This window comes from Yoonia maritima, from assembly GCF_002933395.1.
Taxonomy (GTDB): domain Bacteria; phylum Pseudomonadota; class Alphaproteobacteria; order Rhodobacterales; family Rhodobacteraceae; genus Yoonia; species Yoonia maritima_A.
The window spans coordinates 199,945-224,890 of record NZ_PKFN01000010.1 but is presented as its reverse complement, the minus strand read 5'-3'; the positions used below and the strand labels follow the sequence as shown (position 1 = coordinate 224,890).

General features: G+C 52.8%; 18 protein-coding genes. 7 read left to right on the top strand and 11 right to left on the bottom strand.

Features of this window, described 5'->3' with window-relative positions:
- Positions 1 to 55: 55 nt before the first annotated feature.
- From CYQ09_RS14380 to CYQ09_RS14370, 3 genes are all read right to left on the bottom strand, one after another.
- Positions 56 to 499: a MaoC family dehydratase gene (locus CYQ09_RS14380; protein WP_106358574.1), complete on the bottom strand. Its 444-nt coding sequence runs from the start codon at positions 497 to 499 to the stop codon at positions 56 to 58.
- A gap of 90 nt (positions 500 to 589) precedes the next feature.
- Positions 590 to 1,465 (bottom strand): TIGR01459 family HAD-type hydrolase, encoded by an 876-nt coding sequence (locus tag CYQ09_RS14375; protein WP_106746086.1) that lies wholly within the window; start codon positions 1,463 to 1,465, stop codon positions 590 to 592.
- Positions 1,466 to 1,525: 60 nt separating this feature from the next.
- A complete protein-coding gene (locus tag CYQ09_RS14370) occupies positions 1,526 to 2,443 on the bottom strand; it encodes a manganese-dependent inorganic pyrophosphatase (protein ID WP_106746085.1) in 918 nt (305 codons plus the stop codon).
- Between the two features lie 294 nt (positions 2,444 to 2,737).
- On the opposite strand from CYQ09_RS14370, the gene CYQ09_RS18365 reads away from it, so the two are divergent.
- Complete coding sequence (locus tag CYQ09_RS18365) at positions 2,738 to 2,923, top strand: hypothetical protein (protein ID WP_162617687.1); 186 nt, start codon at positions 2,738 to 2,740, stop codon at positions 2,921 to 2,923.
- An 82-nt stretch (positions 2,924 to 3,005) separates the two neighbouring features.
- Positions 3,006 to 3,653 (top strand): DUF2161 domain-containing phosphodiesterase, encoded by a 648-nt coding sequence (locus tag CYQ09_RS14365; RefSeq protein WP_106746084.1) that lies wholly within the window; start codon positions 3,006 to 3,008, stop codon positions 3,651 to 3,653.
- On the opposite strand, the gene CYQ09_RS14360 is transcribed toward CYQ09_RS14365, so the two are convergent.
- From CYQ09_RS14360 to CYQ09_RS14330, 6 genes are all read right to left on the bottom strand, one after another.
- Positions 3,650 to 4,642: a TraB/GumN family protein gene (locus CYQ09_RS14360; RefSeq protein WP_106746083.1), complete on the bottom strand. Its 993-nt coding sequence runs from the start codon at positions 4,640 to 4,642 to the stop codon at positions 3,650 to 3,652. The two genes, CYQ09_RS14365 and CYQ09_RS14360, sit on opposite strands and share 4 nt — an antisense overlap.
- A 751-nt stretch (positions 4,643 to 5,393) precedes the next feature.
- Positions 5,394 to 6,074, bottom strand: coding sequence for a Crp/Fnr family transcriptional regulator (locus tag CYQ09_RS14350; protein ID WP_106746081.1), 681 nt, complete (start codon positions 6,072 to 6,074; stop codon positions 5,394 to 5,396).
- On the bottom strand, positions 6,071 to 9,064 hold the full coding sequence (locus CYQ09_RS14345) for an ATP-binding protein (protein ID WP_106746080.1): 2,994 nt from the start codon (positions 9,062 to 9,064) through the stop codon (positions 6,071 to 6,073). The genes CYQ09_RS14350 and CYQ09_RS14345 overlap by 4 nt, the downstream gene beginning before the upstream one ends.
- Positions 9,065 to 9,091: 27 nt before the next feature.
- Complete coding sequence (locus CYQ09_RS14340; protein WP_106746079.1) at positions 9,092 to 12,052, bottom strand: NAD(P)-binding protein; 2,961 nt, start codon at positions 12,050 to 12,052, stop codon at positions 9,092 to 9,094.
- 152 nt (positions 12,053 to 12,204) lie between these two features.
- Positions 12,205 to 13,176, bottom strand: coding sequence for a hypothetical protein (locus CYQ09_RS14335; protein WP_106746078.1), 972 nt, complete (start codon positions 13,174 to 13,176; stop codon positions 12,205 to 12,207).
- A gap of 139 nt (positions 13,177 to 13,315) precedes the next feature.
- Complete coding sequence (locus tag CYQ09_RS14330) at positions 13,316 to 13,732, bottom strand: phage tail protein (RefSeq protein ID WP_106746077.1); 417 nt, start codon at positions 13,730 to 13,732, stop codon at positions 13,316 to 13,318.
- Positions 13,733 to 14,311: 579 nt separating this feature from the next.
- On the opposite strand from CYQ09_RS14330, the gene CYQ09_RS18360 reads away from it, so the two are divergent.
- Positions 14,312 to 14,488, top strand: coding sequence for a hypothetical protein (locus CYQ09_RS18360; RefSeq protein ID WP_162617686.1), 177 nt, complete (start codon positions 14,312 to 14,314; stop codon positions 14,486 to 14,488).
- A gap of 61 nt (positions 14,489 to 14,549) precedes the next feature.
- A complete protein-coding gene (locus CYQ09_RS14325) occupies positions 14,550 to 15,542 on the top strand; it encodes a DUF2125 domain-containing protein (RefSeq protein ID WP_106746076.1) in 993 nt (330 codons plus the stop codon).
- Between the two features lie 2 nt (positions 15,543 to 15,544).
- On the opposite strand, the gene CYQ09_RS14320 is transcribed toward CYQ09_RS14325, so the two are convergent.
- On the bottom strand, positions 15,545 to 16,534 hold the full coding sequence (locus tag CYQ09_RS14320) for a YcjF family protein (protein ID WP_106746075.1): 990 nt from the start codon (positions 16,532 to 16,534) through the stop codon (positions 15,545 to 15,547).
- The gene (locus tag CYQ09_RS14315; protein ID WP_106746074.1) at positions 16,531 to 17,943 is read right to left on the bottom strand and encodes a YcjX family protein; all 1,413 of its coding nucleotides are present in this window, start codon (positions 17,941 to 17,943) and stop codon (positions 16,531 to 16,533) included. The genes CYQ09_RS14320 and CYQ09_RS14315 overlap by 4 nt, the downstream gene beginning before the upstream one ends.
- 94 nt (positions 17,944 to 18,037) lie before the next feature.
- Here CYQ09_RS14315 and truA point away from each other — a divergent pair, with 94 nt between their 5' ends.
- From truA to CYQ09_RS14300, 3 genes are all read left to right on the top strand, one after another.
- Positions 18,038 to 18,805, top strand: a complete 768-nt coding sequence (gene truA / locus CYQ09_RS14310; RefSeq protein ID WP_106746073.1) for a tRNA pseudouridine(38-40) synthase TruA — start codon at positions 18,038 to 18,040, stop codon at positions 18,803 to 18,805.
- Positions 18,806 to 18,907: 102 nt separating this feature from the next.
- A complete protein-coding gene (locus CYQ09_RS14305) occupies positions 18,908 to 20,683 on the top strand; it encodes an autotransporter assembly complex protein TamA (RefSeq protein ID WP_106746072.1) in 1,776 nt (591 codons plus the stop codon).
- Positions 20,684 to 20,721: 38 nt separating this feature from the next.
- Positions 20,722 to 24,945: a translocation/assembly module TamB domain-containing protein gene (locus CYQ09_RS14300; protein ID WP_239495957.1), complete on the top strand. Its 4,224-nt coding sequence runs from the start codon at positions 20,722 to 20,724 to the stop codon at positions 24,943 to 24,945.
- Position 24,946: the final 1 nt, after the last annotated feature.

Genomic DNA, 24,946 nt, shown 5'->3' with positions numbered 1-24,946 from the left:
CGTTGCCAAGAACGCAAAAAGTGATGCGTCTTTGAGCGATTGTTTCCGAAACGTTTTAGTCGAACTTGCGCGACGGAGCGAGAACGGTCGCATCCCCCACCAGCACCTTTTTGTCGTTCACAAGGCAGCGGGTGTTCATCGTCACCCGGCGTTTTGCGTGATCAATGTCGACGACTTCGACTTCGGCTAGAACCATGTCCCCGGGGCGAACAGGCGCAAGGAACTTTAGGCTTTGGCCTAGATATACTGTGCCATGACCGGGAAGCTGTTCACCAATTACGGCTGATACGAGGCCAGCAGTCAGCATCCCATGCGCGATACGCCCGCCAAAGATCGTGTCTTGGGCATAGTCGTCGTCAAGATGCACTGGGTTCCGGTCCGTCGACACTTCGGCGAATAGCTCAATATCGCGGTCAGTTACGACCTTGCGCAAAGAACGGACCATACCGATCTCGATATCTTCGATACAGATCGTTCCGCGTGGGGCGTTATCTAGCATGTTGCGCTCCATTGAGTAACAAAAAATCCCATTCGCCGATTGGCTTTGAAATTTTATTACTTTGCAAGCGCAGAAAAATCAAGCGTTACGTTAGCGCAAGTGGCCGATAGCGAAGGTGGCGCTGATCTTTTGATCATCCAGATAGGTTTTCAGCGCATCCGGGTCAGGCTGCGTCGTCGTTTTCGTTTCGGCAGCGGCCAATCCGCCTGAAATGAACAACACATCCAGATCTTCTTGAAGAGCACCCAGTACATCAGTGTGCGGGCCGTCGCCAATCGCGATGATGGACGCGTCAGACGGTACCTTGTTCAACGCCGCTAAACGGCGGCGCGCAAGGTCATAGATGGGTGGGTGGGGTTTGCCGAAATACAGGCTTTCTCCACCCATTTCAGTGTAAAGCTGGGCCAAGGCACCCGCACACCATTCACGGACGTCGCCACGATCAACGACGATATCTGGGTTTGCGCACAGCAGCTTTAGGCCCTTTTGTTTGGCGTAAAGGAAGTCGGCGCGGTTCACAGCAAGGTCGGCCATCGGATCGAACGGGCCGCAGCAAACGATGCCTTCGGCCTGATCTAACGGGACGCGCTGAATATCGACCGGGTTGTTGATGACGGAAAGCGGCTTAAAGAAATCATCATCACGCGGGCTTTCACCCATGAAGTAGACTTTTTCACCGACGATGCCGCGATACATCGCAGAGCGGGCGCTATCACCTGACGTGGCAATCGCATCCCAAGCATCGTCGGGAATGCCAAAACCTAGGATTTGGTGGGCAACTGATTCCCAAGGGCGGGGTGAGTTGGTGACAAGCACCACAACACCGCCTTGTGCGCGGTAGGCTTGCATGGCCGCAACCGCGTCTGGCAGGGCCTCAACGCCGTTGTGCATGCAACCCCAAAGGTCAACAAAGGCCGCGTCATACTGGCCCGAGATGTCTGCGAAAGTTTCGATAATCCGGGTCATGGCGCGGCCTTTTATAATTGTAAGAATGGAACGCCCCGGATCATCTCCGGGGCAGGCAGTTTAGGCCTTAAGGTTCGGGATGATCTGCTTTTTACGGCTCATGATGCCTGGCAGAACAACGCTGTCACCTTCGACTTTGGCGTCGAATGATTTTTCAGCAACCGTTTTCACAACGTCGTTCGGGATGAACATTGTTGCTTCTTGGTTCAGGATGTCCACGACGAACAATAGAACCTCGTCAACGCCGTCCTCTTTTGCGACTTTTGGCATGGTTTCCATGATGGATGCCTGACGGTCCAAAATGATCTTTGGCGCGGTGGTTTCCAGAACAGACACGCGGAATTTCTTGCCGTCTACGCCGTATTCTTTGCTGTCCATGCGCAGCAGTTCCGCGTCGGAAAACTCTGAAACGTCTGATTTTGCTTCGAACATTTCGGATGCATAGGCTTCAAGATCGATTTTCAGGTCTTTGGCCAATGCTTCGGCAAGGTCCTTGTCTACGGATGTCGTTGTTGGTGAACGGAACGCCAGCGTGTCGGACAGGATGCAAGAAAGCATCAGACCTTTGATGCCTTCTGGCATGTCGGCGGCTTTGTCGCCCATCATCTCATTCATGATCGTCGCAGTACATGCGAGCGGACGAATTGTGATGTTGATTGGGTTCTTCGTTTCCAGACCACCGGCCAGTTTGTGGTGGTCGATGATTGCCAGAACGTCAGCGTTGTTGATGTTCGCTGGCAGCTCTGCTGGGTTGTTCGTGTCAACGATAACGCAAGACTGATCGTCTTCGACATCTGCGATCACTGCGGGCAATTCAAAGCCCCAGCGTTTGGCGACAAATGCGGCTTCGGTGTTTGGAGTACCAAGCAGGGCTGCTTTGGCTTCGATGCCAGTGTGGTTCAGGAACCATTCCCAGATCAGTGGGGAACCAGTGCTGTCTGTGTCAGGTGCTTTGTGGCCGAAAACAAGAGTTGTCATTGCTGTCACTTTCTAAGGGAGAATTTGGCCGTCTTATAGAAGTGTCCAGCCACCCTGTCACCCCATCGCGTTGGTTTGACCGAATATCGGCGGTGTGGTAAATTGACTTACCGAAAAGGAGGAACCTAACAATGGACCAGAACGCTTAACCGCCTCGCCATTCTTGATGGGCGCAACCATCGCCCGACCCTTTTTAAGAGGAGCACCCTGACAATGGACATGCTGCAGTAACGCCGTTTTTGGCGTGTCGCTTGGCCGCAATGGCCCCATGATCATTTATCGAAAGGTGCAGATATGCCCCGTAAATCACCCAAACCCCGCAAGGCGGGTCAAAACCCGTTGTCCGCTACGAAAAACCGCCGTGCTGTGCGCCCTGAACCGGGCGGCCCCCGTCAGGGGCGGCCTGCGTCAAACCTACAGCGCCGTGCGCGCATTGACACACGACCACCGCGGTTTCCGGGTCGCTTAGGCGGTCGATAGATACCGTTCCCCATCGCTGTCGTGGCGGTGGGGCTTGCTTGCGTGGCCGATTTCGTTTTGTTTGACCGCGTAGGAGACCAATTTGCGCGAAGCCGATCTATATCCCCCAATCAAAGCCCACCTGCAACGGCAGGGCTATGACGTTAAGGGAGAAGTCGGCGCAGCCGATGTTGTCGCGCGACGTGGCGATGATTTGGTAGTTGTCGAGCTAAAGCTTGGATTTTCGCTAGCCCTGTTTCATCAGGGGATCGAACGGCTGCTTGTCACCGATCACGTTTATGTCGCCGTGCCTGCTGGTGGGCGTGCAAAAGCTCTCAAGGCCAACGTCAAACTGGCCCGCCGCGTCGGGCTAGGCGTTATGACGGTCCGCGAGCGTGACGGATTTGTAGAGGTGCTTGCCGATCCTGCGCCATACACCCCCCGAAAATCTAAAAAGAAGCACACACGATTAGTACGCGCCTTTGATCGGTTGCAGGGTGATCCGAACTCCGGTGGTGCGACGCGCCATGGAATCGTCACTGGATACCGCCAAGACGCCGTACGCTGCGCGCGCTTTCTGGCAATCCACGGTCCATCCAAAGGCGCAAAAGTCAAAGAATGGACCGAAGTCCCACAGGCCACCCGCATCATGGCAGATGACCACTATGGTTGGTTCGAACGTGTCGAACGTGGGGTCTATGGCCTAACCAAAGCTGGCCAAAAGGGGCTTGCTGACTTTGGTGACGATTAGTCGTCGCGTGTGATGGTCCAGCCTTCGTTCTGTAATAGGCTAAGAATTCCGTTTTCACCGATCAAATGCGCGGCGCCAGCGGCGATAACGATATTATCGTTTTCGGCCGCAGCTTGGGTAATCACAGGAATCCAATTGCGGTTGCGATCGTCCAACATTGCCTCTTGGGTTTCGTCAAAAAGCTGGGTTGCGGTTTCGGTATCCATGTCTGGTAAATCGTCCATCGCAATACGCGACATTTGCCACAAGGTTCCGATGTCTTCGGCAAAATAACGGTCAAGCATACCGACGAACACCTGTTGTTGCACGTCTGGCATCATCAGGCTCATGCGCAGAATGTCTAATTGTTCTTCCAATGGCTCCGATTGAAAAATGGAGAACATCGTTTGAAAATCTTCCAGTGATTGTATTGGAATGTTGGCTTCGGTCGCGGCACCCATGATCATGTGATCCAGCCCAAGTTTACCTGCGATCATGTCATCCATCGCGCAAGAGGGTATGGCGAGAACGATTGATGCATACCAAGGCTGCATTTTAGCGATCATAAAGCTTGGAATGTTTCGATCAGCGGCGGCAGTCGATAGTAACTCCCACGATTCATCACCAAGAAGCTCTGGCAGTGTTGGTCCTTCGGTTAGGAACAACTGGCCGGGGTCCGTCGACATAAGCTGTTGTAGGGCTGCCTGATCTTCAGGGGATGCTTCTACAAGGATCAGGTCGGCATTCACGACATCGTCAGACAGCTTTGCATATAATGCATCTAGGCGGGGATCGTAGATGTGCATCGTGCCAACGATTTTCACGTCATGGCCATCTTTATGGGCATCCCAAATCAAACCTTGGGAAAAAGGAATTTCCGCAACAGCGGCATCCAGCCGCGCATGTTGTTCGACCGAGAGCTGATTTAGATAGTTATCGCCGACGCATAGGGCAGCGGCGGGAAAACCGAGAGCTGTAAAAATCACGGTCGCGGCAGAGCGAAAGAACATCGGTATTCCTTTGGGTTGTGACGTGTGCAATGTAATCACTGGCCGCCCCGGGTCAATTACCCGGGGCGGTTTTCTAATATCATGCGTTGGCCAATCCTGATTAACCAGCGGCCAATAACGTGACGCAAGCTACGTTGCGGAGGTGGAACAAGCTGCAGCCGTGGCTTTGCCGCGACTAACATCCCACTAGGGAGCCGGATCATCTGCGGATTTATGTCAATCTCGGGGAGGAAAGGCACAGGGGGCCAGCCGCTTGCTGCAGGTGAAATCTGCAACCGTTGTGGTTGCGTGCGCCGCTTCGCTGGCCGCTCAGAATAATCGTTATGAATTTCAGGGCCGACCTTGTGGTCGACGACATAAAACGGGGGATGCATGTGCTATCCGATCTACAAATCTTTGAAGTATTAGGAGAAAAATGCGCTGAGCCAATGGCACAGCTGCGCTGCTTAGCTGGGTTACCAGCTGAGATGGATGAAATCCTTTCGTTCCATAAGCAGTCTCCTTGATTCGTAGTCGTCTAACGGTTGTGTAGCTCAAACGTAGGTCTTCGCCAAAGCGTTTTTTTGATAGTGACTAAAACTGTTCTTTTTAGGCAAAAATGAGCTGCAAGATCAGAATAGTCGCAAGTAACATCCCAACAACGCCTTCTGGCCCAAACATGCTGAATATTCTCATAATCCGTACTCGTTCATTAATATATTGGCTTCTGCCTACCAGTTGTGGCTTGTATCTTGTGTGCGTTAACGCACCGTTAAGAAAGTTCTTTGGATAATCCTTCAGGATCGAGAATTTCGATCCTTTGCCGCGATGACTTGATCACGCCCAGTCTAGATAATTTGCTGATTGATCGACTAACCATTTCGCGATTGGCGCCAATCGTCCCGGCGATTTCAGCGTGCGTTGGTGCATTTTCAATGACCGCACCTGCCGCTAATTTGCCGTGTTCTGCGGCCAAGCGGAACAAATAGGTGCCGACACGTTGTTCGACAGACAATGTGGTCATTTCCATGTTACGTTCGGTTAAAATCCGAATGCGTTCCACAAGCTGTTGGGTGATCCTGCTGCGAACTTTAGGGACCTCATTAAAGAGCTGTAGAAAACACTCACGCTTTAGAATGAGCACCCTTGTCTCTGTTTTCGACACAACAGCAAGTGATCGGCTTTTGCCATCTAGGGCCGCGAGTTCTCCGAAATATGCGCCAACTGGAAAACGTGAAAACACAATTTCGCGGCCTTCGGTCGTCCAGTAAACAGCCAGCAATGATCCATTCAGCAAGAAGTATAAATCGTAAGAACTGTCATCTTGATCAAAAATCGTCTGCCAATCGCTGAAAGTTTTTTCAGTTACGGATATCGGAATTCCGGACAAATCATCAGCGGTTATTCCAGAAAACAGCGGCAGATTAAAACTAAGCAGTTCTTCAACGGTCATATGCCTGCCAGTATCTCTTTTGCCGCGATAATTTCTGGCGGCGTTGCGTTTGCATGAAACATTTCGACAGCTTGGGCTAATTCGGTTTTTGTAATGAACCCAGCTTTGATTTGATCAAGACGTGTGCGGATAAGCCATAAGCGCGCGTTTTGTGATGTCGCAATATGAGCGGATTTCGCAAAGGCGGCGGTTGCGGCTTCGGTTTGCCCGGCCTTAATGCAGACCTGTGCATGAAGCCGTAACACCTCGGCTAGCCAGCAATTTAGGCCAGAAGCCTCATTTTCGATGACGGCTGAAATCGATTCTTGCAGTGCGGCGTCGACCTCAGCCTGCTGTGCTAGTGCCATCGCATAATGTGACCGGAAATACGGTAAGCCGACCCGAGCGCCGCTCATTTCATGGGTGTTCAGCACCTGACCAAATGCGGCCAAGCCATCTTTGGTGCTGCTTTGGGACGGGTCCATTACGTTCAGCCACGCCGCACCTGTCACCTGCCAAAATGCAGCACCTTGTTCGTGGGCGGCTTCAATCCCTTGCTTTACTCGCGCTACGGCCGTTGTGACATCGCCAGCGTAAAATAGCGGAACAGAGCCCCAGATTAACGAATATGGAAGCATGACGGGAATATTTAACAGGTCTTGATGGGCGTCAGATTCCGTAACAAGATCATGAATTAAATGGGTATCGCCAACAATTGAACGGCCAACGCTGTCAAACATTTGCGTCGCCGCAAATGGATCGACACCGTATTGCGTGATCATCGCACCATGTTTGTTGATGTCGTATAAGTCGCGCAGCTTGGCAAATTCGACGAACAGCCGTTCGAAATTACCGCTGTAGCAATGCAAACATGCTTCGACGTTGAGTGCGGCGAGTTGTACTTCTCCGTTTGTCTCGGATATCGGAACCTGTGCTGCGGTTTCCAAAAGTAGCTCGCAAAATTGATCTGCTCCGGTTCGATCCCCTGAGATAATCGCGTGAGAAAACATACCGCAAAACGCTGGCCCGTTCGCAGCGGAATAGCCTTGTTGTGTGGATGCCAGTTCCGACACTGCTTCAAAGGCTTCTTTTACAGTGGGTGTCATATAGCCGCCCAGTTGGACGCGGATTGACGCAAGCGCTGTATAGCACGCAATTTTCAGATCATGTACATCGACGTCAATGGGCGCCTGAGAGCACAAAGAAATTGCCGCAAGGATATGTGCTTCGGCATCTTCGAATGCCCCCTGAAACAACGCCCACTGACTGACAGTAAGATAGTTCTGAATTGCAGGCACATGTTGCTGTGCAAGGCTGAGGTGGTCAGTCAGGATTGCGGGGTTCCGTCGCACAGCGTCAGCATGGTTTTCTTGCAGATGTGATGCAATTTGGCTGTGAAGATCAACGCGCGTACGGCGCAGTAAACCGTGGTAGGCCGCTTGATGCAATAAAGCATGCGAAAACGTCCAGCTGTCGTCCGATTGTTCTGTTAGCACCCCGCGCGCGCAGGCCCTTGATAAATGCGGTTTTAGAGGTTCGTGATCTTTGGCGATTGTACGCAGCATTTCGATGTTAAAACTACGCCCAATGACAGACGCGCATTGCAGCACTGGCTTTGACGTACCTGTTGCGTCGATTTGACTGCCAAGAAGATCCATCAACGATCCTGGAATGCCTTGGTCATCGTTTGACAAGGATCGTTGAAAGAGCTGTTCTAAAAACAGCGGAACCCCAGCTGCTTTTTCGATCAAGGCTTCGCGATTTTTTGCCTGCGTTTTCCCCGTGGCGAGCGCATCAAGCATATTTGAGGCTTCGACGTGATCCAACGCATCTAGCGGGATCAAGGATATCGGTAAATTGTCTAGGTATTTGCCGATCTTTGTGTCTTCTCGGCTTGTCATCAAAATTTGGTACTGGCCCACTTCGGCGCTTTGCAAAATGTTGACGAGAACGCCAAAGCTCGCGTTGTCTAGCCAGTGTAAGTCTTCAAAGACTAAGATGCCGTCCGGTTGGATGACTTGGATCGCCTGCCAAATTGAATCTTCAATAAGTGCTTTCAGTGCGACACTAGATTTTTCTGCCAGCAATCGCTGCCCATCCGAAAGCCCTAGCACCAGCGCTAAGGCGCGTTGCGCATCGGTAGATAGCCCAAAGGGGCCAAAGCACCGTTGAATATCTGAAAGTTCGGGCAGGGATTTGCCCGTTTGTATTGTAATCCAATCTTTGAAGGGCTGATAGCTGGCGCGCGTATGCACCCCGTTTGCGTTAAATGTTGCAATGCGCGATGCGGATTGTGCGACATGGCGGCAAAGTGAGGTTTTCCCGATACCCGCTGGGCCAATGACAAGGCTCGGTTGGTTGCTGTTTGCGATGCGGCTAAGTTCATTTGTACGGCCGACAAAAAATGGCTGCAGTTGATTATCGGGTCGCGCGATTGCCACTGTCGGTTGGTAAAGCGTTTGGGTTTCGGAAAACCCCTTTAGCCTTTGGTCCGGAATAGCCTTTACGACAAAGATTCCCCGAAGGAGATCCTTTGTACTTTGGGCAATCATGACACTGCTAGGGGCTGCACGTTCTTGGATACGTTGGGCGAGCGTGGTGACCATACCGGTCGCGCGCGGCAGGTTGCCAGCGTTTCGACGGCGTACTGCAACTTCGCCAGTGGCGACGCCTGCACGTAGCTGGATGTCACCACCGTCCCTATATTCGGCATCAATAGTTTTGACTGCGGCAAGTGCAGCGTTTACTGCCTTTGATGCCGTAAGTTCGTCGGCATGTTCGAGACCGAAAAGAGCGACAACGCCATCGCCTAAGTATTCGGTTACTTCGCCACCGTGTTCTTCGACGATAGATCGCGATTGAGCATAAAATTCTTCAAGCCATTGTTCGAGATCTTCGGCGTCGGCAGTGCTTGCGATGTCACTAAAGCCTACGACGTCAATAAACACCGCAGTGACTTGTTTTCGTTCGCCCTTGCCAACCGAAGCAGGGGGTCGTTCCGAGTGGTTCATGCCGCGCTCCCGTGCCCACGGAAGTTACTATAGGCGGTTTCTTGCCGCTTCCAAGCGTGCAATGCGCCCGCTGTCGAATGGGTTTGACAGCGTCCAACTGGTCCATATGCGGAATGCGCCGGGCAACGCAGATTGCGCGCCGTTATCTCCTGCATTTATCTGAAGCGGTTGCGAGATCATTTTTCCCGCCGGAAGGTTAGCAAGTTGTGCATTTTGAACGTCGACTTGGGCATGTACACCAGCCGCTTGGGCGGATGTTAAGCCAAAATCGAGGTTTGAAAATTGCCATTTTCCCCATTTATTTAGGGTTACTACGACCTGATTGACGCGGCGGGCCACATCGCCAAGCGCGCCGTAGTTAGTTAACGGACATGGCATGTCGCGTTGGGCATATCTTGCCGACCAAATTGGCGATCCTTGTTCGGTTGCAACCGTGTAATGGTCGTTGCCCATGCTGAGTTTACCAAGTTTTTTATTGTAACCGTAAAACCACACTCCGGCGAGCCGCGGCAGATTGCTATTCAGGTAAAGGTTGGGAAGATATGCAAAGACACCATCGTGACCTTCAACTTGAACGTCATTGATTGCGATAATCGCCTCGTTGTAATTTCGAAAACCAAGTAGGCGAGGCAGGATTGTCGGCCGCACACCAATTTGCTGATTGGCAAGGATGGAAATAGGATGTGTTCCTTCGGGGGTGGTGGCTTGGGGGTGCAATGTCATGCCCTTGGGCAATGTATTTTGAAGTGTAGTTGCGTCGACGGCGTGGAAGCTAAAGAAACCATCCAATTCACCGACCCCAAAAAATGGTGTTAACGGCCAGTTCGCATTTTGGGCGTATGGGCTGGCAAGTCGGGTCGCGTCACCAGGGCCATTATCAATGATAAGATCACCTTCGCCGACAATTTCGATATCCGCGCCGGTAAGACCACGCGCTGCCGCTAGACCAGAGATTGTCGCGGCTTCAACGCAGCCAGCGTTAATACCGCAACGTGTCCAATCGCCCGCGACATAAAGGTTTTCAAACCCGGTACCATCCGGAGGTAGGCGATACTGCACGCTGCCGGGGACTGATAACACATACCGTTCAGACCCATAAAAGTTTTGACGAAAATACTGTGACTTGAATTTACCGGGGCCGGTGTCGGCTTTTTCAGAATGCAGTAGGTCTAGATCAAATTTGCCATTCTTTTCTGCCTTCGGCCACATTTGAAGTAGGGCGTTGTTGGCCCAATCCATTACACGATCTTCGAATGGGATGGGGTCAACGCCCGCATTTTTTGCAGGGCTACAGAAATACGCGATCGACGCAGGACCGGGCGCAGTCCAGTCTTCGCGGCCAATCAGGTCTGACATATCGGCCCAAGTATCAAGTGGTTCAATAAAGCTGGTAATGACGGTTTTTAGATCTGCAGGAATACCACCGATATTGTGTTTGGCGACGACATCGTTCCAACCCATTTCAGCAGCGGTATTGTCGACCCAAAACTGTGCGGCCTGCGTCGCGACGGTTTGCACCTTATCCAACATCATTTTCCAACGGTTGCTGGCCGCGATAAGTTCGGACGCCATATAGGGGAGCGAACCTAATGACGCGCCAAGAATGACTTCGTCGAAATCTGTGCCGCGTTTCAGGCTGTAAGGCGTACCTGTTGGTGGTTCTTTTTCGCATTCGAAATCGATACCAGATGCTTCCAATTCAGCACCATTCTTAAGCTGTCCCCATAACGGTTTCGATGGCCAACAAGGCAAGCCCTTAACCGGAACAAATGGGTCATAGTCGCCGCTGTTGACCACGGCCTGTTCGACCATATCTATTCTGTCGACGCATGATTTGCTGTCGTCCAGTGCCAGATGAGTCGCCGCATTGAAGAATTTGAATTTTACGCCGCGATGTTTGAGTATCTGATAGTAAGGACCAAAGATCGTGTCCCCCATCCCAGCCATCATTTTGTAAAACAACGATCCTTTGTAACTGAACGCGAGACGTAGCAAACCCCGGATTGCGGTGCCTGCACCAACGCTTCGGTGGTCCGTCATACCTCCCGGGTAGCCGAACACGTAATCATAGCAGCCACGAAAAACAGCTGAATAGACCGCTTCATCGCTTGCACCATAGTCAAGCAACCATTGGCTAATTTCGTGATCGTCGATCGCATCGAAGCCATGCAAAAATAGACCGTTGTCGATTGTGCCACGAAAAAAAGCGAGCGACAGATCAATGATGTATTTAAAGCGGCGGGCCTCGTCGGACAAAACGCCGTTGATGTCTTTGTCAGTTGCGAGCCAGTTCTGTGCATGGCGTGCCATATCGGCAAGCACCATCAAATCGCTTTGCGTGTGCTGTTTGGCGTTCTTTGGCATTGAATGCGCGTAGTCGCGCATCTGATGCAGCGGCGAACGTTGCTGTGTGGTCATGCCTTTGCGTTTTAGCGCGGGGTTGAAGCGGTCGGGCGTGACGTATGATTTACCTTTTTCAATTTCCTCGAGAATCTTTTCAATGAAATTGACAACCGATTCCAGTAATTCCTGAAAGTAAGAAAAAGGTGTGGGAAGAACCCCACCGGTCCCTGGCGTTTGCCCATTGGGTTCGAATTCAATTAACCATGGATGGATTGTTTTCTTGCCATCTGTTTCAATTTCTTCGGCCAGTAAAAAACGGTTAAGACCGGTAAAGGCTTTTTCGATTGTTCCCAAAGGGGCGTCAGGGCTGCGTAGTCCGGTACTGTTTAGCTGGTCATAGCAATCGCGCATCAGTCTAAAGCCGTTTTCATAGAAACCAGCCCAGATATGTAGTCCGTGTTCTTCGATACGTGCCGCGTGATCCATATTGCGGCCACTTGCGCCTTTGCCACCAAGACGCCATCCAAGTTGATAAAGTGTGATGTCGTATTCATCTTGCCAATTGGGTAGCTGTGTAATCGCATACGCAGATGTAATTGCGCCGACGCCGCCGCCGATTATGGCAATTTTCTTTTTGCGGACCATCTAATGTCTCCGGGTTATTTTATTTAATGCGTTATAATTTTAAATATAATTAAACTATTGTGCGGCCGTTAATGTAATAAAAATCAATTTGACCCAAAAAAAGGCTGCCAAGCAGTATGGCAGCCTTTTTTGTATTTTTAATGTCACGGAATCTATTCGTAGCTATGCCACGGTGCTGCGACGCTAATGGATAAAACTGGCGCTGCGTTCTGTCGGGCTTTCATTTGAAAGTTGCCGTGATGGGTTTTCCCGACCGCAGCTGTCGGCAAGTGCTCAAGCAACGCCTTATAACTGGGTAGTTTATTACCGCCGCAAGTACGAACGCGCTTTTCAATGGTCGTATCGTCTTTGAATAGCTCTTTAGAGCTAAAGGACAGCGATAAGATTGGTAACGTGCCAGCGCTGCCCATCGTGTAACTAAAGCCTAAAGTGCGTGTTGGAAACGCGATCTGTGGCGGACAGCTTATCATGCCATCTATCGACATGGATAACACATCAGGCGACACCTGCGCGGGCATGCAAAGCGCGGGAAGAATTGTCCGTTGAACGTTGTCTGCCTCGCAGTGAATGGTGACCTGTTGTGTCAGTGTATCATAGGCCAACATCGTTGCGCGTGCTGATGGGTCATAGTCCTGCAAAATTAGGGAAAACGGAGTTTCGGACATGAGTGGGGACAAGTCCGAAGCTGACGCAGGGATTTCCGCCAATAGCGTTATACCCAGTTTTTTTCCGTCATGGCGAAGCCTCAGCCGTGCGCCATATTCCAGCGCAGATAGCCCTTGGGCTGCGCTGATGACTTCGCGAAGCTGGATGCTGGGTCCGGTGCCGCCTAAATCAGCGATTATTTTATACGCTTTGGCAAGGCGGGTTGCTGGGGCGACGGCGGGGTTGTCAACTTCGGTTGTAAGAGCGAGCGCTTTGTCGTCAGCTGAAAATTCGACGGCGACTGGTGCGCCTGTGTCTGTTAATGTGCTGGGGTGCCAATGCGCCCAGCCGTTGGGCTCCATCACGCCGATATCGTGCAACACACGCTCAAGCGCATCCCCCGCATACCCGTGACGGCGCAGATACCAACACCAATCGAGATCGCTACGTGACGGAATGACAGGGGCTAAGTTGAACATTGTGTGTGCCTTTAAGCTGTGTTCACAGGAGGAGGGGCTCATAGTCTTGTTCAGCGTAGTTCGGACAAAGGTAGGTGATTGTGCGTTTGGACACAGATTGAGGTTTTTTTACCAAACGGATAGAAATTTTTGTCCGGTGCTATTTTCGTTTGGGGAATTCCCCAGCAATTGCAATGATGTAGTTGATGCAAAGTGTGGGCTGCATGTTGTCATCTGTTGCGCCGGTGCTACAGGTGTTTGGGGCCTCGGACAGCATTTTTAAACTATAAAGTAGAGATTGATGTTCGGGAATAAACCCTAGGCTGCGCTCTGATCCCGTTTTGTCGCCCACCTTGCGTGAAGTAAGAGATGGACCGGTCCCTGAGTGCATAGGAACGCGGCCTCGCAGGTCAGGTAGCCTGAACTGTGTATGTCCGTCGCCGCCGTAGGTCGTACCGAGGATGGCAAAAAGCGCTTCGTTTGATTTAATATCTAACATTTGCCCGTCACAAAATGCCCAGCCGCGCGGCGCGAAATTTCCGCTGAAAAGGATCACTTGTCCCAGTAAAGGTTCCATAGGAATGCGGGACTCCAATTTATGGTCACTAACGAAGCAAAGACGCCGTGTAATATGGTGTGCTGTTCGTCGAAAAAAGTCTGTGATATTTCGCACATAGGTGCTTGAGCAGAGTGGTCGCGGTATGATCTGTCGGGCGCTATGAATGGTCTGGTGTATGGCTAAGACACTTGCTGTTAATGATTTTGTGTTCCGTCACGCTTTGATCGATGGGTTGTTGTGGTGTGACGTAAGGTAATCCTCTGATTGCAAGATTCGATGATTGCAGAATTCAAAATACACGCATAAAGTGTGTTGGCATTGTGGCTTACCGTAGTGCGTGAGGGTGGGTGTTGTAAAATTACAGCATATTGCTTGTTGGTATTCTGTTTATCGGTGACACAGTTTTATCTAGTGCTCTGTATTTGAAGTAAAATTTCTCAAAATTGTGGGTATTCGTCTGCGTCCGATCGATAGATTTGGGTGTTTATGTCTATTAACCCATTGTTTTTGAGAATTTGTTTGCGCAATCATCGAGGTGTTAAGATTGTATTAACACATGCGTAGAGGCGAGCAGGGCTTTGTGCAAAGGGACGTAAAATGGCAGACGATCGAAAAACGGGACAATATTTTGCTTTGCTAGAAGAGCATTCGGCTGATGAAACTGTTTCCCAGCTTGGCCGTAATGATGATGTAACCTCTCATGAGCGTTTCCCGGATGTGGACGACATCTTGGATCGCTTGGCCGTGAACGTAAGAGCCGCAGAAAAGAAGTAGTGCTCGCGCCTCAAGCTGAGTGTTGTTAGTCTGCCGCAAACAACTACCCTGAGGCTCCGATATGCGGCGTTTAACCTATTTCGTCATCTTTCTTGCCGCGCTTTATAGCATTTATTGGCTCGTCGGATCCCGCGCTGTGGAACGCGGTGCTATATCGGCAATCAGCCAAGCCCAAGACGATGGTTGGGACATCTCTTATGCAGATTTGAACACAATTGGTTTTCCGTCGCGATTTGATACGACGGTCACGGAATTGTCCGTGTCACCAATCGATTCACAATGGCGTTGGCAGGCGCCGTTCCTTCAGGTTTTTGCGCTTAGCTATCAGCCTAATCGTGTGATCGCGGCATTCCCGGATGAACAACAGTTTACGGTTGCGGGGCAGGTGATCACGCTTAATACTGATGGTCTGCGAGCAAGCGCCGGGGTCGCCCCGAATGCAGACCTAAGCTTTGATGACGCTACGATTGAGGTCGGGCCGTTGACCGCAAAATCGGATTTAGGTTGGCAGATAAGCTGGGACCGTGCACTAGGTGCCTTTCGTACGCAGCCATCTGCTGAAAATCGCTATGATGCGTATTTCGAAGCCGATGGGATCGTATTACCTCGGGAGATTGTAGCGCAAATTGATCCGTCGGCTGCATTGGGCCCTGTATTAACGCATGTGGTTCAGGATAGCGCAATTACTTTTGATCAGCCTCTTGATCGTCATGTTTTTGATGGTCTGGGGCCGGCACCGGTTGCGACCAATTTTACACTGCGTAATTTTACCATTCGCTGGGGCACGGTCACGGTTCAAGCGCAGGGTGGTTTTGATATCGACAGGCAGGGAATTCTAGACGGGCGCATCACTTTTCGATCAGAACAGTGGCGTGAGATGATTGAAATGATGGTCGCCGCCGGCGTGATCGATTCCGGTGTTGAAACGACGGTTATGAATGTTGCTTCGACGATGGCTTTGGGTGGCGGCGCGCTTGAGCTGCCATTGGTGTTTAGGGGCGGCACGATGTCGATCGGTCCGCTTCCAATTGGTCCTGCGCCTCGTTTTCGTTAGAGCTATCCTTTTCCGAATAACCCTGTCAGCGCGCGGCGCACTAGTGCCGTGACCGACGGTCGTTGGGTCGTCTGGAACGGCAGTGGTCGGCAGACCTCGATCGCGGCGACGCCGACGCGTGCGGTGAGGGCGCCGTTGATAACGCCTTCACCAAACCGGCGCGATACTTTTGATAAAACACCTCCGCCGGCGACCGATCCAATCAGATCATCACCCACAGCAACCGCGCCTGTAGCAACAAGATGCGTCAAGACAGAGCGAGTCAGTCGCCAGCTTCCCAATGTGCCTGCCCTGCCACCATAAATCTCGGCGATGCGGCGGATCATGCGCAGGTTCGAGGTTAGGGCCGTAAATAAGTCGGCCAAGGCAAGCGGAACGATTGCTGTGACTGTCGCAACCTGACGCGCCGCTGCTTCGACCTCGCGCTGGGCGCGGGCATCTAGCGGGGCAAGCAATGTGTTTTCGGCAAGACCGATCAAACCATCCGCATCAAGCACGTCCGCGCCGCGTGATTTAAGTTCCGAACGTCCCCATGCCGTGTCATCGCGGTGCGCGTATAATTTATCAACCGCGGCGACGACCGCGCGCGCTGATTTTAGGTCACCACTGTTAAGCGCGTCTGCCGCTTGTCGTTGGATTGTGTCCAGCCTTTTTAACCGCCCAAACGCTGCTAGCTCTCGTAATGCGACGATGGCTAAGACCAGGATCAAAAGGCCAACCAATGCAGTGGCGATTCCACCTAAGATAGGGGACCGTGCTATCAATTCGTTGACGTAATCCCATGCTGCGAGCGATACGATAAAGCCAACAAGCGAAACGGTGATTGACCAAAACCAACGCGCCAGCCGCGATGGTTTGTGTGCTGCGATCGCTGCGACCTGTTGCATCGCTGCGCCTTGTGGGGTTGTCACAAGGTCAGGCACTGGCGGTGCCGTGTCAGGCTTGGCCGTTTCGGTTTCATCAAGGTCGATCAGGACGGGGCCGTTTGTCATAGCCTGTCTCCCAACAAGAATTGAACGGCCTTATCGAGCCGAATATGTGGTGGCCCATCACCGGGGCGTAGGGTCAGTGGGGCAGGGGCGAACCGCATCACGCTGTAATCGGCATCAAGCCACTTTTCAGCGCCGGAACGCGCAGGTGATAGCAGATGCGCTGGGTCTTCAGGCAGCTTTCCGGGATAAAACGCCGCTTGTTTCCCGGTATCAAGCAAACGCCCCCGCACCACGTCCAACTGCTTTCCATCGTGATCGAGGGTGTCTTCGACCGTGGTCCGTAAAGATGCGATAGACATGGCCGCGGTCTTCGCACCTGCGAAATCTGCGCGATCACGGGCTTCGCGTAACAAGGCCTCGGTTATAGCGGTAAGTTGCGGGTGCTGGCTGTGGTGCAGGTGGTCTGCCTTGGTTGCTGCGAACAGGATTTTTTCAACGCGGCGTCCTTGGAATATCCGCGTCAGGAACGCGTTTCGACCGGGGCGGAAGGCACTAAGGATGCCAGCCATCGTACCGCGCAGATCGTCAAGCGCGGCGGGGCCTGCGTGGATCGCACCCAGAACGTCGACCAGCACAATTTGGCGATCAATCTTAGCAAAGTGATCCCGGAAAAACGGGCGCACGATGTTGCGCTTGTAGCTCTCAAAGCGACGCTCAAATTCGCGACCCAGTGATTTGCGAGAAAAGCCGCTGCCGGGCAGTGGTGCGAACGTCAAAACGGGTGACCCTGCCAATTCACCCGGCAACATGAACCGTCCCGGAGTGCAGTCTGAAAATCCAGCCGCGCGGCTTTCGTTCAGATGGGTCGTAAATACCTCAGCAAGTTGTAGGGCCGTTGGTTCATCAAGCGCAGCATTCGCGTCAGTACCATTGCAAAGCTGTAAATAGCTGTCGCCACCCGGTCGCCCTGCAGCACGGGCAAGCGCTGCGGCAGACCATTCTTCATAGGATTGATCTAGCAATGCCAAATCAAGCAACCATTCCCCCGGATAATCGACGATATCGATATGCACAGTCCGTGGGCCGGATAAGCCAGACAACAGTCCGCTTGGTTGAACGCGCAGTGATAGGCGTAGTTCACTGATCCGATTGGTGCTTTCGGGCCATTTTGGTGCCGGCGCGGTCAGGCACCCCAAATGCGTTTCATAGGCAAAGCGGGGAATGGTGTCGTCGGGTTGCGGTTGCAGATATGCCGTTTGAATACTGCCATTCGCAGCGGCCGCCAGTTGGGGCATACGCCCGCGATCCATCAGATTTGCGACCAGCGAAGTGATGAACACAGTCTTGCCTGCGCGCGAAAGCCCAGTCACACCAAGCCGGATCACTGGATCAGCGAACGGAGATGTCAGCGTATCAGTTACCTCGGTCGCGGCACGTGTGATCTGATTTGCGATAGTTGCGATAACCAATTGCGGCCCTTTCTATGCTTGTGACCAAGATAGGGCCGTGTCTGGTGGATGTGTAGGGATTGATTTTATGTACTCTCCCCCCTAATCGGGGTGAATGCCACGTTTTGCCCTTCTTATCGAATATCACGGTGCGCCCTTTTCGGGGTGGCAGCGCCAGAATGACCAGCCTTCAGTGCAGGGCGCGATAGAGGCGGCTTTGGCTAAGATTGAACCGGGTGAACATACCATCGGTGCTGCGGGCCGTACCGATGCTGGCGTCCATGCTACTGGACAAGTCGCACATTGTGATATGAGCCGCGATTGGGACCCGTTTCGACTGTCCGAGGCGATCAACTTTCATCTAAAGCCGCATCCGATTGCGATCGTGAAATGCGCGCGCGTTGATGACGAATGGCATGCGCGCTTTGGTGCGTTGGAACGGCGGTATCTGTTCCGCCTTGTTGCACGGCGCGCGCCGCTAACATTCGAGGCTGGCCAGTTGTGGCGTGTGAACCGTCAGTTAGATGCTGCGGCGATGCAGGCTGGTGCGGACCGACTAATTGGCCTGCATGACTTTACGACATTTAGGTCATCTATCTGCCAATCGAAAAGCCCAGTCAAAACGTTAGATGAGTTAACGATCAAAGAAATCCAGCGCCCGAATGGCATCGAATACCAATTTCACGTGCGCGCGCGGTCTTTTCTTCATAACCAAGTACGCAGCTTTGTCGGTACGTTGGAACGGGTCGGCGCGGGTGCATGGACCCCTGATGATGTTACGTCCGCGCTTGAAGCCGCAGATCGGTCTAGGTGCGGACCGGTTTGCCCCCCACAAGGGCTTTATCTTGCGGGTGTGCAATATCCCACTGATCCGTTCGTCTGAAAACTGCTTGCGCGTATGTGAATGGTCAATCAACCGAGGCTTGTTTAGTATCTAGGGGAACCAATCCGTAGTGAACCAGTTAGCCAATGTAGGGGGCAGCAATTGACCGATTTGAAGTGGCTCGTTTTTGGTTTCATTTGTGCGGCAAGCGCCGCGCAAGCGCAGGATGTGCGTCTGAATAGTGCACAAGCGCGCGGCGCATTGGATGATGCATCTTTGCTGCGTGCGTTGGATGATACGGCCGTCCCGCAGGATTACATCGCAGCAGCGCGGGCGGACTATCGTCGGCTTTTAACGGCGCTATATGCGCAAGGCTATTACGCTGGCCAAATCTCGATCACTGTAGATGGCACAGAAGCATCGCGCATCGCGCCGCTTTCAGCGCCTTCAAGTATTTCTAAAGTCGTGATCAATGTATCGCCGGGGCCACGGTTCACATTTGGCGAAGTTTCGATAACACCCTTGCCAATGGGCGCTGAACTTCCGCAGGATTTGGGGCCACGCCAACCTGCGCGATCAGGACAGATATCGTCGGCTGTGTCTGGTGGTGTAAATAGCTGGCGCGATCAGGGGTATGCGGTGGCGCGCGTGGCGTCGCAACGTATCACGGCACGCCATTTCGATGAAAAACTCGATGTTGCTGTTGCGCTTGATCCCGGACCTTTGGTTCGGTTCGGTGATTTAACCGTGACAGGGAACGAAACGGTAAGCGCGGATCGCGTGCGCCAAATTGCGGGTTTGCCAACGGGCGAAGTGTATTCGCCGTCTGACATTGACGCTGCCGAACGTCGCTTGCGTCGCACGGGTACGTTCGACAGCGTGGCAGTGACCCAAGCGGATGACCTAAGCGACGGTGCAGTCTTGCCAATGACCGTTCAGTTAGATGAATCTAAGCGCCGCCGCTTTGGCTTCGGGCTTGAGATGTCGACGATCGAGGGGCTGACAGTCTCATCTTTCTGGCTGCACCGTAACCTGCTGGGCGGCGCCGAAAGATTGCGTGTTGATGTCGAGGTTGCAGGTATCGACGGTGAGACTGGCGGAACCGACTATAGCTTGCGCGGGAATTTTACACGGCCTGCAACATTCGGCCCGGATACAGAGTTTTTTCTTACCTCTGAGCTATCGCGCGAAGATGAACCCGATTACCTGATCGATAAATTTGCCGTTGAGACAGGTTTTTCACGTATTTTAAGCGATGATTTAACTGTTCGGGTTGGGGTTGGCTTGCTAACAGCACGCGAAGAAAGCGACCTTGGCGCGCGGGAATACACGCTTTTAACCCTGCCGCTGGACGCAACATATGATCGTCGCGACAGCGAAACGAACGCGAAATCAGGATATTATCTTGACGTATCATCGACGCCGTTCGTCAGTCTAGGCGCTGATGTAAAGGGGCTGCGTTTGTTCGGTGACGCGCGTGGGTATTACAGTTTTGGCGAAGAGCAAAAACTGACTTTCGCCGGGCGCTTGCAGTTCGGGAGCATCGTTGGCGCTGATATTGATCAGGCGCCTGCAGACTACCTGTTTTATTCTGGTGGTGGCGGGACGGTGCGCGGGCAACCGTATAAATCACTTGGGATTGATAGCGTCGTGGGCGGCACGGCGGTCACCACTGGTGGTACATCATTTGCTGGCGCGCAGTTAGAAGCACGTTATCGGGTCCGCGACAAAATATCATTGGTTGGGTTTTATGATGTTGGGCAAATTGGTGATACTGATTTGCCTCTAGAAGATGGCGACTGGCATGCCGGCGCAGGTATCGGATTGCGTTATGAAACCGGAATAGGTCCGATCCGTTTGGATATTGGCACCCAAGCGAGCGGCGATGACGCCGGCGAAGACGTGCAAGTTTACATTGGGATTGGACAAGCGTTTTGAGAAAGTTCCTGCCTTTAATATGTGCGATGTTCTTGCCGATGGCTGTGACTGCACAGACCCAAGAGGAAGAAGACAAAGGGTATTTAACCGAACTGATCGAGGAAAATCTGTCTGGCGTCAGTCGGGATGTTAGCATCATCGGTTTCCAAGGTGCACTAAGTTCGAACGCGACGATTGATGTCCTAACTGTTTCTGATGCGGATGGCGTTTGGCTTTCGCTCGAGGATATTGTGCTCAAGTGGAACCGTAGCGCGCTTTTGCGTGGTGCGATTGATGTCGAAGAACTAAGCGCGGCGCGTATCGTTGTGTCACGCCCCCCAGTATCCGAAGCATCTGCATCCGGCCCAGTCGCAGAAGCCACGCCATTTGCACTGCCTGAATTGCCCGTCAGCATCGCTTTAGATCAATTGAGTATCGAACAGATCGAACTGGGCGAGACATTCTTGGGTGAGCCCATAACGATCAGCCTATCGGGACAAGCATCGTTGGGTGGTGGCGAAGGTGACGCCAATATTACAGCCACACGAATTGGGGAAAAGGCGGGCGTTTTTGAAATCAATGGCGGGTACTCTAATGAAACACGTGTGCTTGATCTGTTATTGAACCTTGAAGAGGGTGCTGATGGCATTGCGGCCCGTATTCTGGATCTACCGGGGCGGCCATCTGTGAAACTTGCGATCGAAGGCAACGCACCTATCGACGATTATAACGCAACTCTTGCCATCGCGACTGACGGTCAAGATCGTTTAAGCGGCACCTTTGGATTGCTGAATGCTGATGCGCAGCAGCGTATCAGTCTGGACGTTGGCGGTGACATATCGCCGTTGTTTAACCCAGAATACCAAAGTTTCTTTGGTACGGATGCACAGCTGTCAGCCCAAGCCGTATTGTCTGATACAGGGCGCGTCGACATTCCTGAAATCGCGATTGATGCCGGGCGTGTCACGCTTTCTGGTGCTTTGCAGATTGGCAATGAAGGTTGGCCAGAACTGATCGACTTGGCTGGCGCTATTACGCCCGTCACAAATGAGGCCGTGCTGTTGCCCTTGTCTGGTCCGAAAACCTATGTGAACGGCGCGGATCTTGCGATCTCATATGATGCTGCGACAGCCGATGACTGGCGCGCGGACATTTCCGTGACAGGCTTTGATAGACCCGGACTAAAAATCGATGATCTGAGCTTGCGGGGTGGCGGAATACTCAAACCCGGCGAAGGCGACCTGATTGGTCAGGTGACCGCGAATTTGGCCTATGGGGCGACAGGCGTTCAGCTGGATGATGCTGGGGCAGCCCGCGCCTTTGGTGATCGTATTGAGGGTCTGTTGACTGCTGCGCGCGCTGAAGACGAGCCAACTGAAATCAGCCAACTCACTCTCAGCGGCGCAGGAATTGATATCGCGGTAACCGGAACAATTGATGGTCCAAAGTCGGGGTTTCAAACCTCTGCAACTGCGCAGGTCGACGTTGCAGGTCTGGAAAGGTTTTCAACGCTCATTGGCCAAGAGCTTGGTGGTGCGGCAAAATTTGACTTGCAGGCTGCGCTGACACCGCTCGACGGCCTATTCAATATTGCACTATCGGGGCAAACAGATGATTTATCCGTCGGGGTTGCCCAAGCGGATGCCGTTCTAGCGGGCCGCGGGACAATAGCCGCGACCGCGACGCGGAATACCGAAGGCACGCGGCTGGATTCGTTGCGTATTCAAACTCAAGCAGCTGCGGTGACGGCTTCGGCATCGTTAACCAGCGAACAGACTACAGCGCAGTTCAACGCAAGCCTACGTGATGTGGCAACTGTTGTGCCCGAAGTATCGGGTGCCGCGACTGTCGCGGGGCAATTACAGCGCAACGCTGAGGGTGTTATTGAGATAACGGTGAACGGCGCGGGTCCCGATGCGACCTTTGCTGGTGGAGCAAGCATTAATCCGGCGGAGATAGGACAAACGATTAATGGTCAAATGCGCGCGGCTGTGTCAGATCTTTCGCGCTATGCTGCTCTGGTTGGTCAGCCTTTAGAAGGGGCAGCCAACGTAACAGCGAGTGGCGTGCTATTGAGTGATCAGTTGCGTTTTGACTTTGATGTGTCGGGGCAAACCCAAAACGTGGTCACCGGGATCGAACGGGCTGACCCCCTTCTGGCCGGAGACGGTCAATTCAGCGTTTCGATTGCACGGCCAGCCAATGATTCTCTTTTGATCTCTGATCTGTCGGTTCTCACTGATGCGTTTATGTTGGGCGGCGATGCTGATCTGCGTGCCGAAGGCCCAACAACTGCCGACATTTATCTGCGTCTTACTGATGCGGCTGTTCTTGACCCTGGCTTGAATGGTCCCATCTCGCTCACTTTGAATGCTGTCCCGGGCGTTGGAAATGCAACGGATACCGTTTTGCGTATGTCTGGCGCTGGGGCCAATATCGCCTTGGATGCGAATGTGGCAGCACCTGCAAATGATTACGAGGTGACAGGTGAACTGACTGCGGATGTGGCCGACCTTGGTGTGTTCGCGGCTCTGGTGGGGCAGCCGTTAACGGGTGGTGTGACGCTATCTGCCTCGGGCAGTTTGCTACCCGATCTTAGCCGTTTTGACGCGACAATCGCTGCGCGCAGCGACGAATTGGGGGTTGGAAATCCAACTGTTGATCCGTTGATTGCTGGAACGGGACGTGTGAATGCAGCAGTCGGCTTGTCGGACGGCGTGTTGGCTGTTCGCACGCTCGAGGTGTCGACACCGCAAGTATCGATTGTCGGAGCGCTGAACGGCGCTGCTGGATATGGGCAGGGTCGGTTTAACGCAAGTTTGCGCGATGTTGGTGTGCTGACCGACCAGATCAGCGGCCCCGTGCGCGCAACAGGATCCGCCTCATTGGACGAATCTGGGAACTGGGGCATCGACGCCACAGGTACTGGACCTGGCGGTTTGCGTGCCGATGTTAAAGGTCAAGTCAATCAAAACGGTAGCATGGATTTGGACATTAACGGCAGTGCGCCGCTTGCCTTGGCAAACGCTGCAATCGACCCACGGCGGCTAAGCGGTACTGCGAATTTCGATATTGGCGTTAACGGGCAGCCTGAACTTTCGTCGTTGAATGGTCGCGTGACTTTCGCTGACGGTCGATTGACTGCGCCGACATTAAAGCAGGCGTTATCTGATATTGGTGGGCAGATCAGCCTAAGCGGCGATGCTGCGCAGTTTGATTTACGTGCGCAAGTCGAAGGCGGAGGGAGCCTTTCTGTTCGCGGTCCTATTGGCCTGACGGGTTCCAAACAGGCCGATCTTGCCCTGATTTTCGATAACGTGGTGCAGCAAGATCCCGAACTATATTCCACTACAGTGGATGGTACGATCACGATGAAGGGCCCGGTTGATGGCGGGGCACGTATCGCGGGACGGCTGACATTGGGGCAAACCGATATTCAGGTGCCGTCGTCTAGTATCAGTTCGCTTGGTGACCTTCCTGACGTCGTGCACCTTGGCGAAGGTGCTGCCGTGCGGCAGACCTTGCAGCGCGCCGGCGTTCTTCAGGCGGCCACCAGCGGTGATAGTTCTAGTGCCGGTTCAAAGCGGGCCTATCCGTTGAACATTATCGTTGATGCACCGTCGCGAATCTTTATTCGTGGTCGTGGCCTTGATGCTGAACTGGGTGGGCGGCTGACCATCGGAGGAACCACAGCGAATGTTGTGCCTGTTGGTCGGTTTGAACTGGTGCGCGGGCGCATCGATATTCTGCAACAGCGGTTTGACCTGACAGAGGGCAGCGCGACAATGCAGGGCGATTTTGCGCCTTACATCCGGCTTGTGGCAACAACAACGTCGACGACGGGAACCACGATCAACATTATTGTTGAAGGTCCAGCCAATGAGCCGGAAGTAAGATTTGAATCGGTTCCAGAACTACCGCAGGATGAGGTCCTTTCTCAGCTTATCTTTGGTCGTGATTTACAAAGCATCAGCCCGCTTCAGGCGGTGCAATTGGCGTCAGCGATCAGCACGCTTGCCGGTAAGGGTGGGGGTGCGATGGATCGCTTGCGTGAGAATATCGGGCTGGATGATTTTGACGTCACCACGGATGATGAGGGCAACGCCGCCGTGCGCGGGGGTAAATATTTGACCGATAACGTCTATACCGATGTGACGATCACTAGCGAAGGTGAAACAGAGGTCAACATCAACTTGGATATCACCAACGAGATCACCGCCAAAGGCAGCGTTGATCAAGATGGTGAAACCAGTGTTGGGGTGTTCTTTGAACGGGATTACTAAA

Excerpts from the sequence above, each read along its gene's own strand:
- CYQ09_RS14380 (WP_106358574.1), bottom strand. The coding sequence starts at position 499 with ATGCTAGATAACGCCCCACGCGGAACGATCTGTATCGAAGATATCGAG.
- CYQ09_RS14375 (WP_106746086.1), bottom strand. The coding sequence starts at position 1,465 with ATGACCCGGATTATCGAAACTTTCGCAGACATCTCGGGCCAGTATGAC.
- CYQ09_RS14370 (WP_106746085.1), bottom strand. The coding sequence starts at position 2,443 with ATGACAACTCTTGTTTTCGGCCACAAAGCACCTGACACAGACAGCACT.
- CYQ09_RS18365 (WP_162617687.1), top strand. The coding sequence starts at position 2,738 with ATGCCCCGTAAATCACCCAAACCCCGCAAGGCGGGTCAAAACCCGTTG.
- CYQ09_RS14360 (WP_106746083.1), bottom strand. The coding sequence starts at position 4,642 with ATGTTCTTTCGCTCTGCCGCGACCGTGATTTTTACAGCTCTCGGTTTT.
- CYQ09_RS14350 (WP_106746081.1), bottom strand. The coding sequence starts at position 6,074 with ATGACCGTTGAAGAACTGCTTAGTTTTAATCTGCCGCTGTTTTCTGGA.
- CYQ09_RS14345 (WP_106746080.1), bottom strand. The coding sequence starts at position 9,064 with ATGAACCACTCGGAACGACCCCCTGCTTCGGTTGGCAAGGGCGAACGA.
- CYQ09_RS14340 (WP_106746079.1), bottom strand. The coding sequence starts at position 12,052 with ATGGTCCGCAAAAAGAAAATTGCCATAATCGGCGGCGGCGTCGGCGCA.
- CYQ09_RS14335 (WP_106746078.1), bottom strand. The coding sequence starts at position 13,176 with ATGTTCAACTTAGCCCCTGTCATTCCGTCACGTAGCGATCTCGATTGG.
- CYQ09_RS14330 (WP_106746077.1), bottom strand. The coding sequence starts at position 13,732 with ATGGAACCTTTACTGGGACAAGTGATCCTTTTCAGCGGAAATTTCGCG.
- CYQ09_RS18360 (WP_162617686.1), top strand. The coding sequence starts at position 14,312 with ATGGCAGACGATCGAAAAACGGGACAATATTTTGCTTTGCTAGAAGAG.
- CYQ09_RS14325 (WP_106746076.1), top strand. The coding sequence starts at position 14,550 with ATGCGGCGTTTAACCTATTTCGTCATCTTTCTTGCCGCGCTTTATAGC.
- CYQ09_RS14320 (WP_106746075.1), bottom strand. The coding sequence starts at position 16,534 with ATGACAAACGGCCCCGTCCTGATCGACCTTGATGAAACCGAAACGGCC.
- truA (WP_106746073.1), top strand. The coding sequence starts at position 18,038 with ATGCCACGTTTTGCCCTTCTTATCGAATATCACGGTGCGCCCTTTTCG.
- CYQ09_RS14300 (WP_239495957.1), top strand. The coding sequence starts at position 20,722 with ATGGCTGTGACTGCACAGACCCAAGAGGAAGAAGACAAAGGGTATTTA.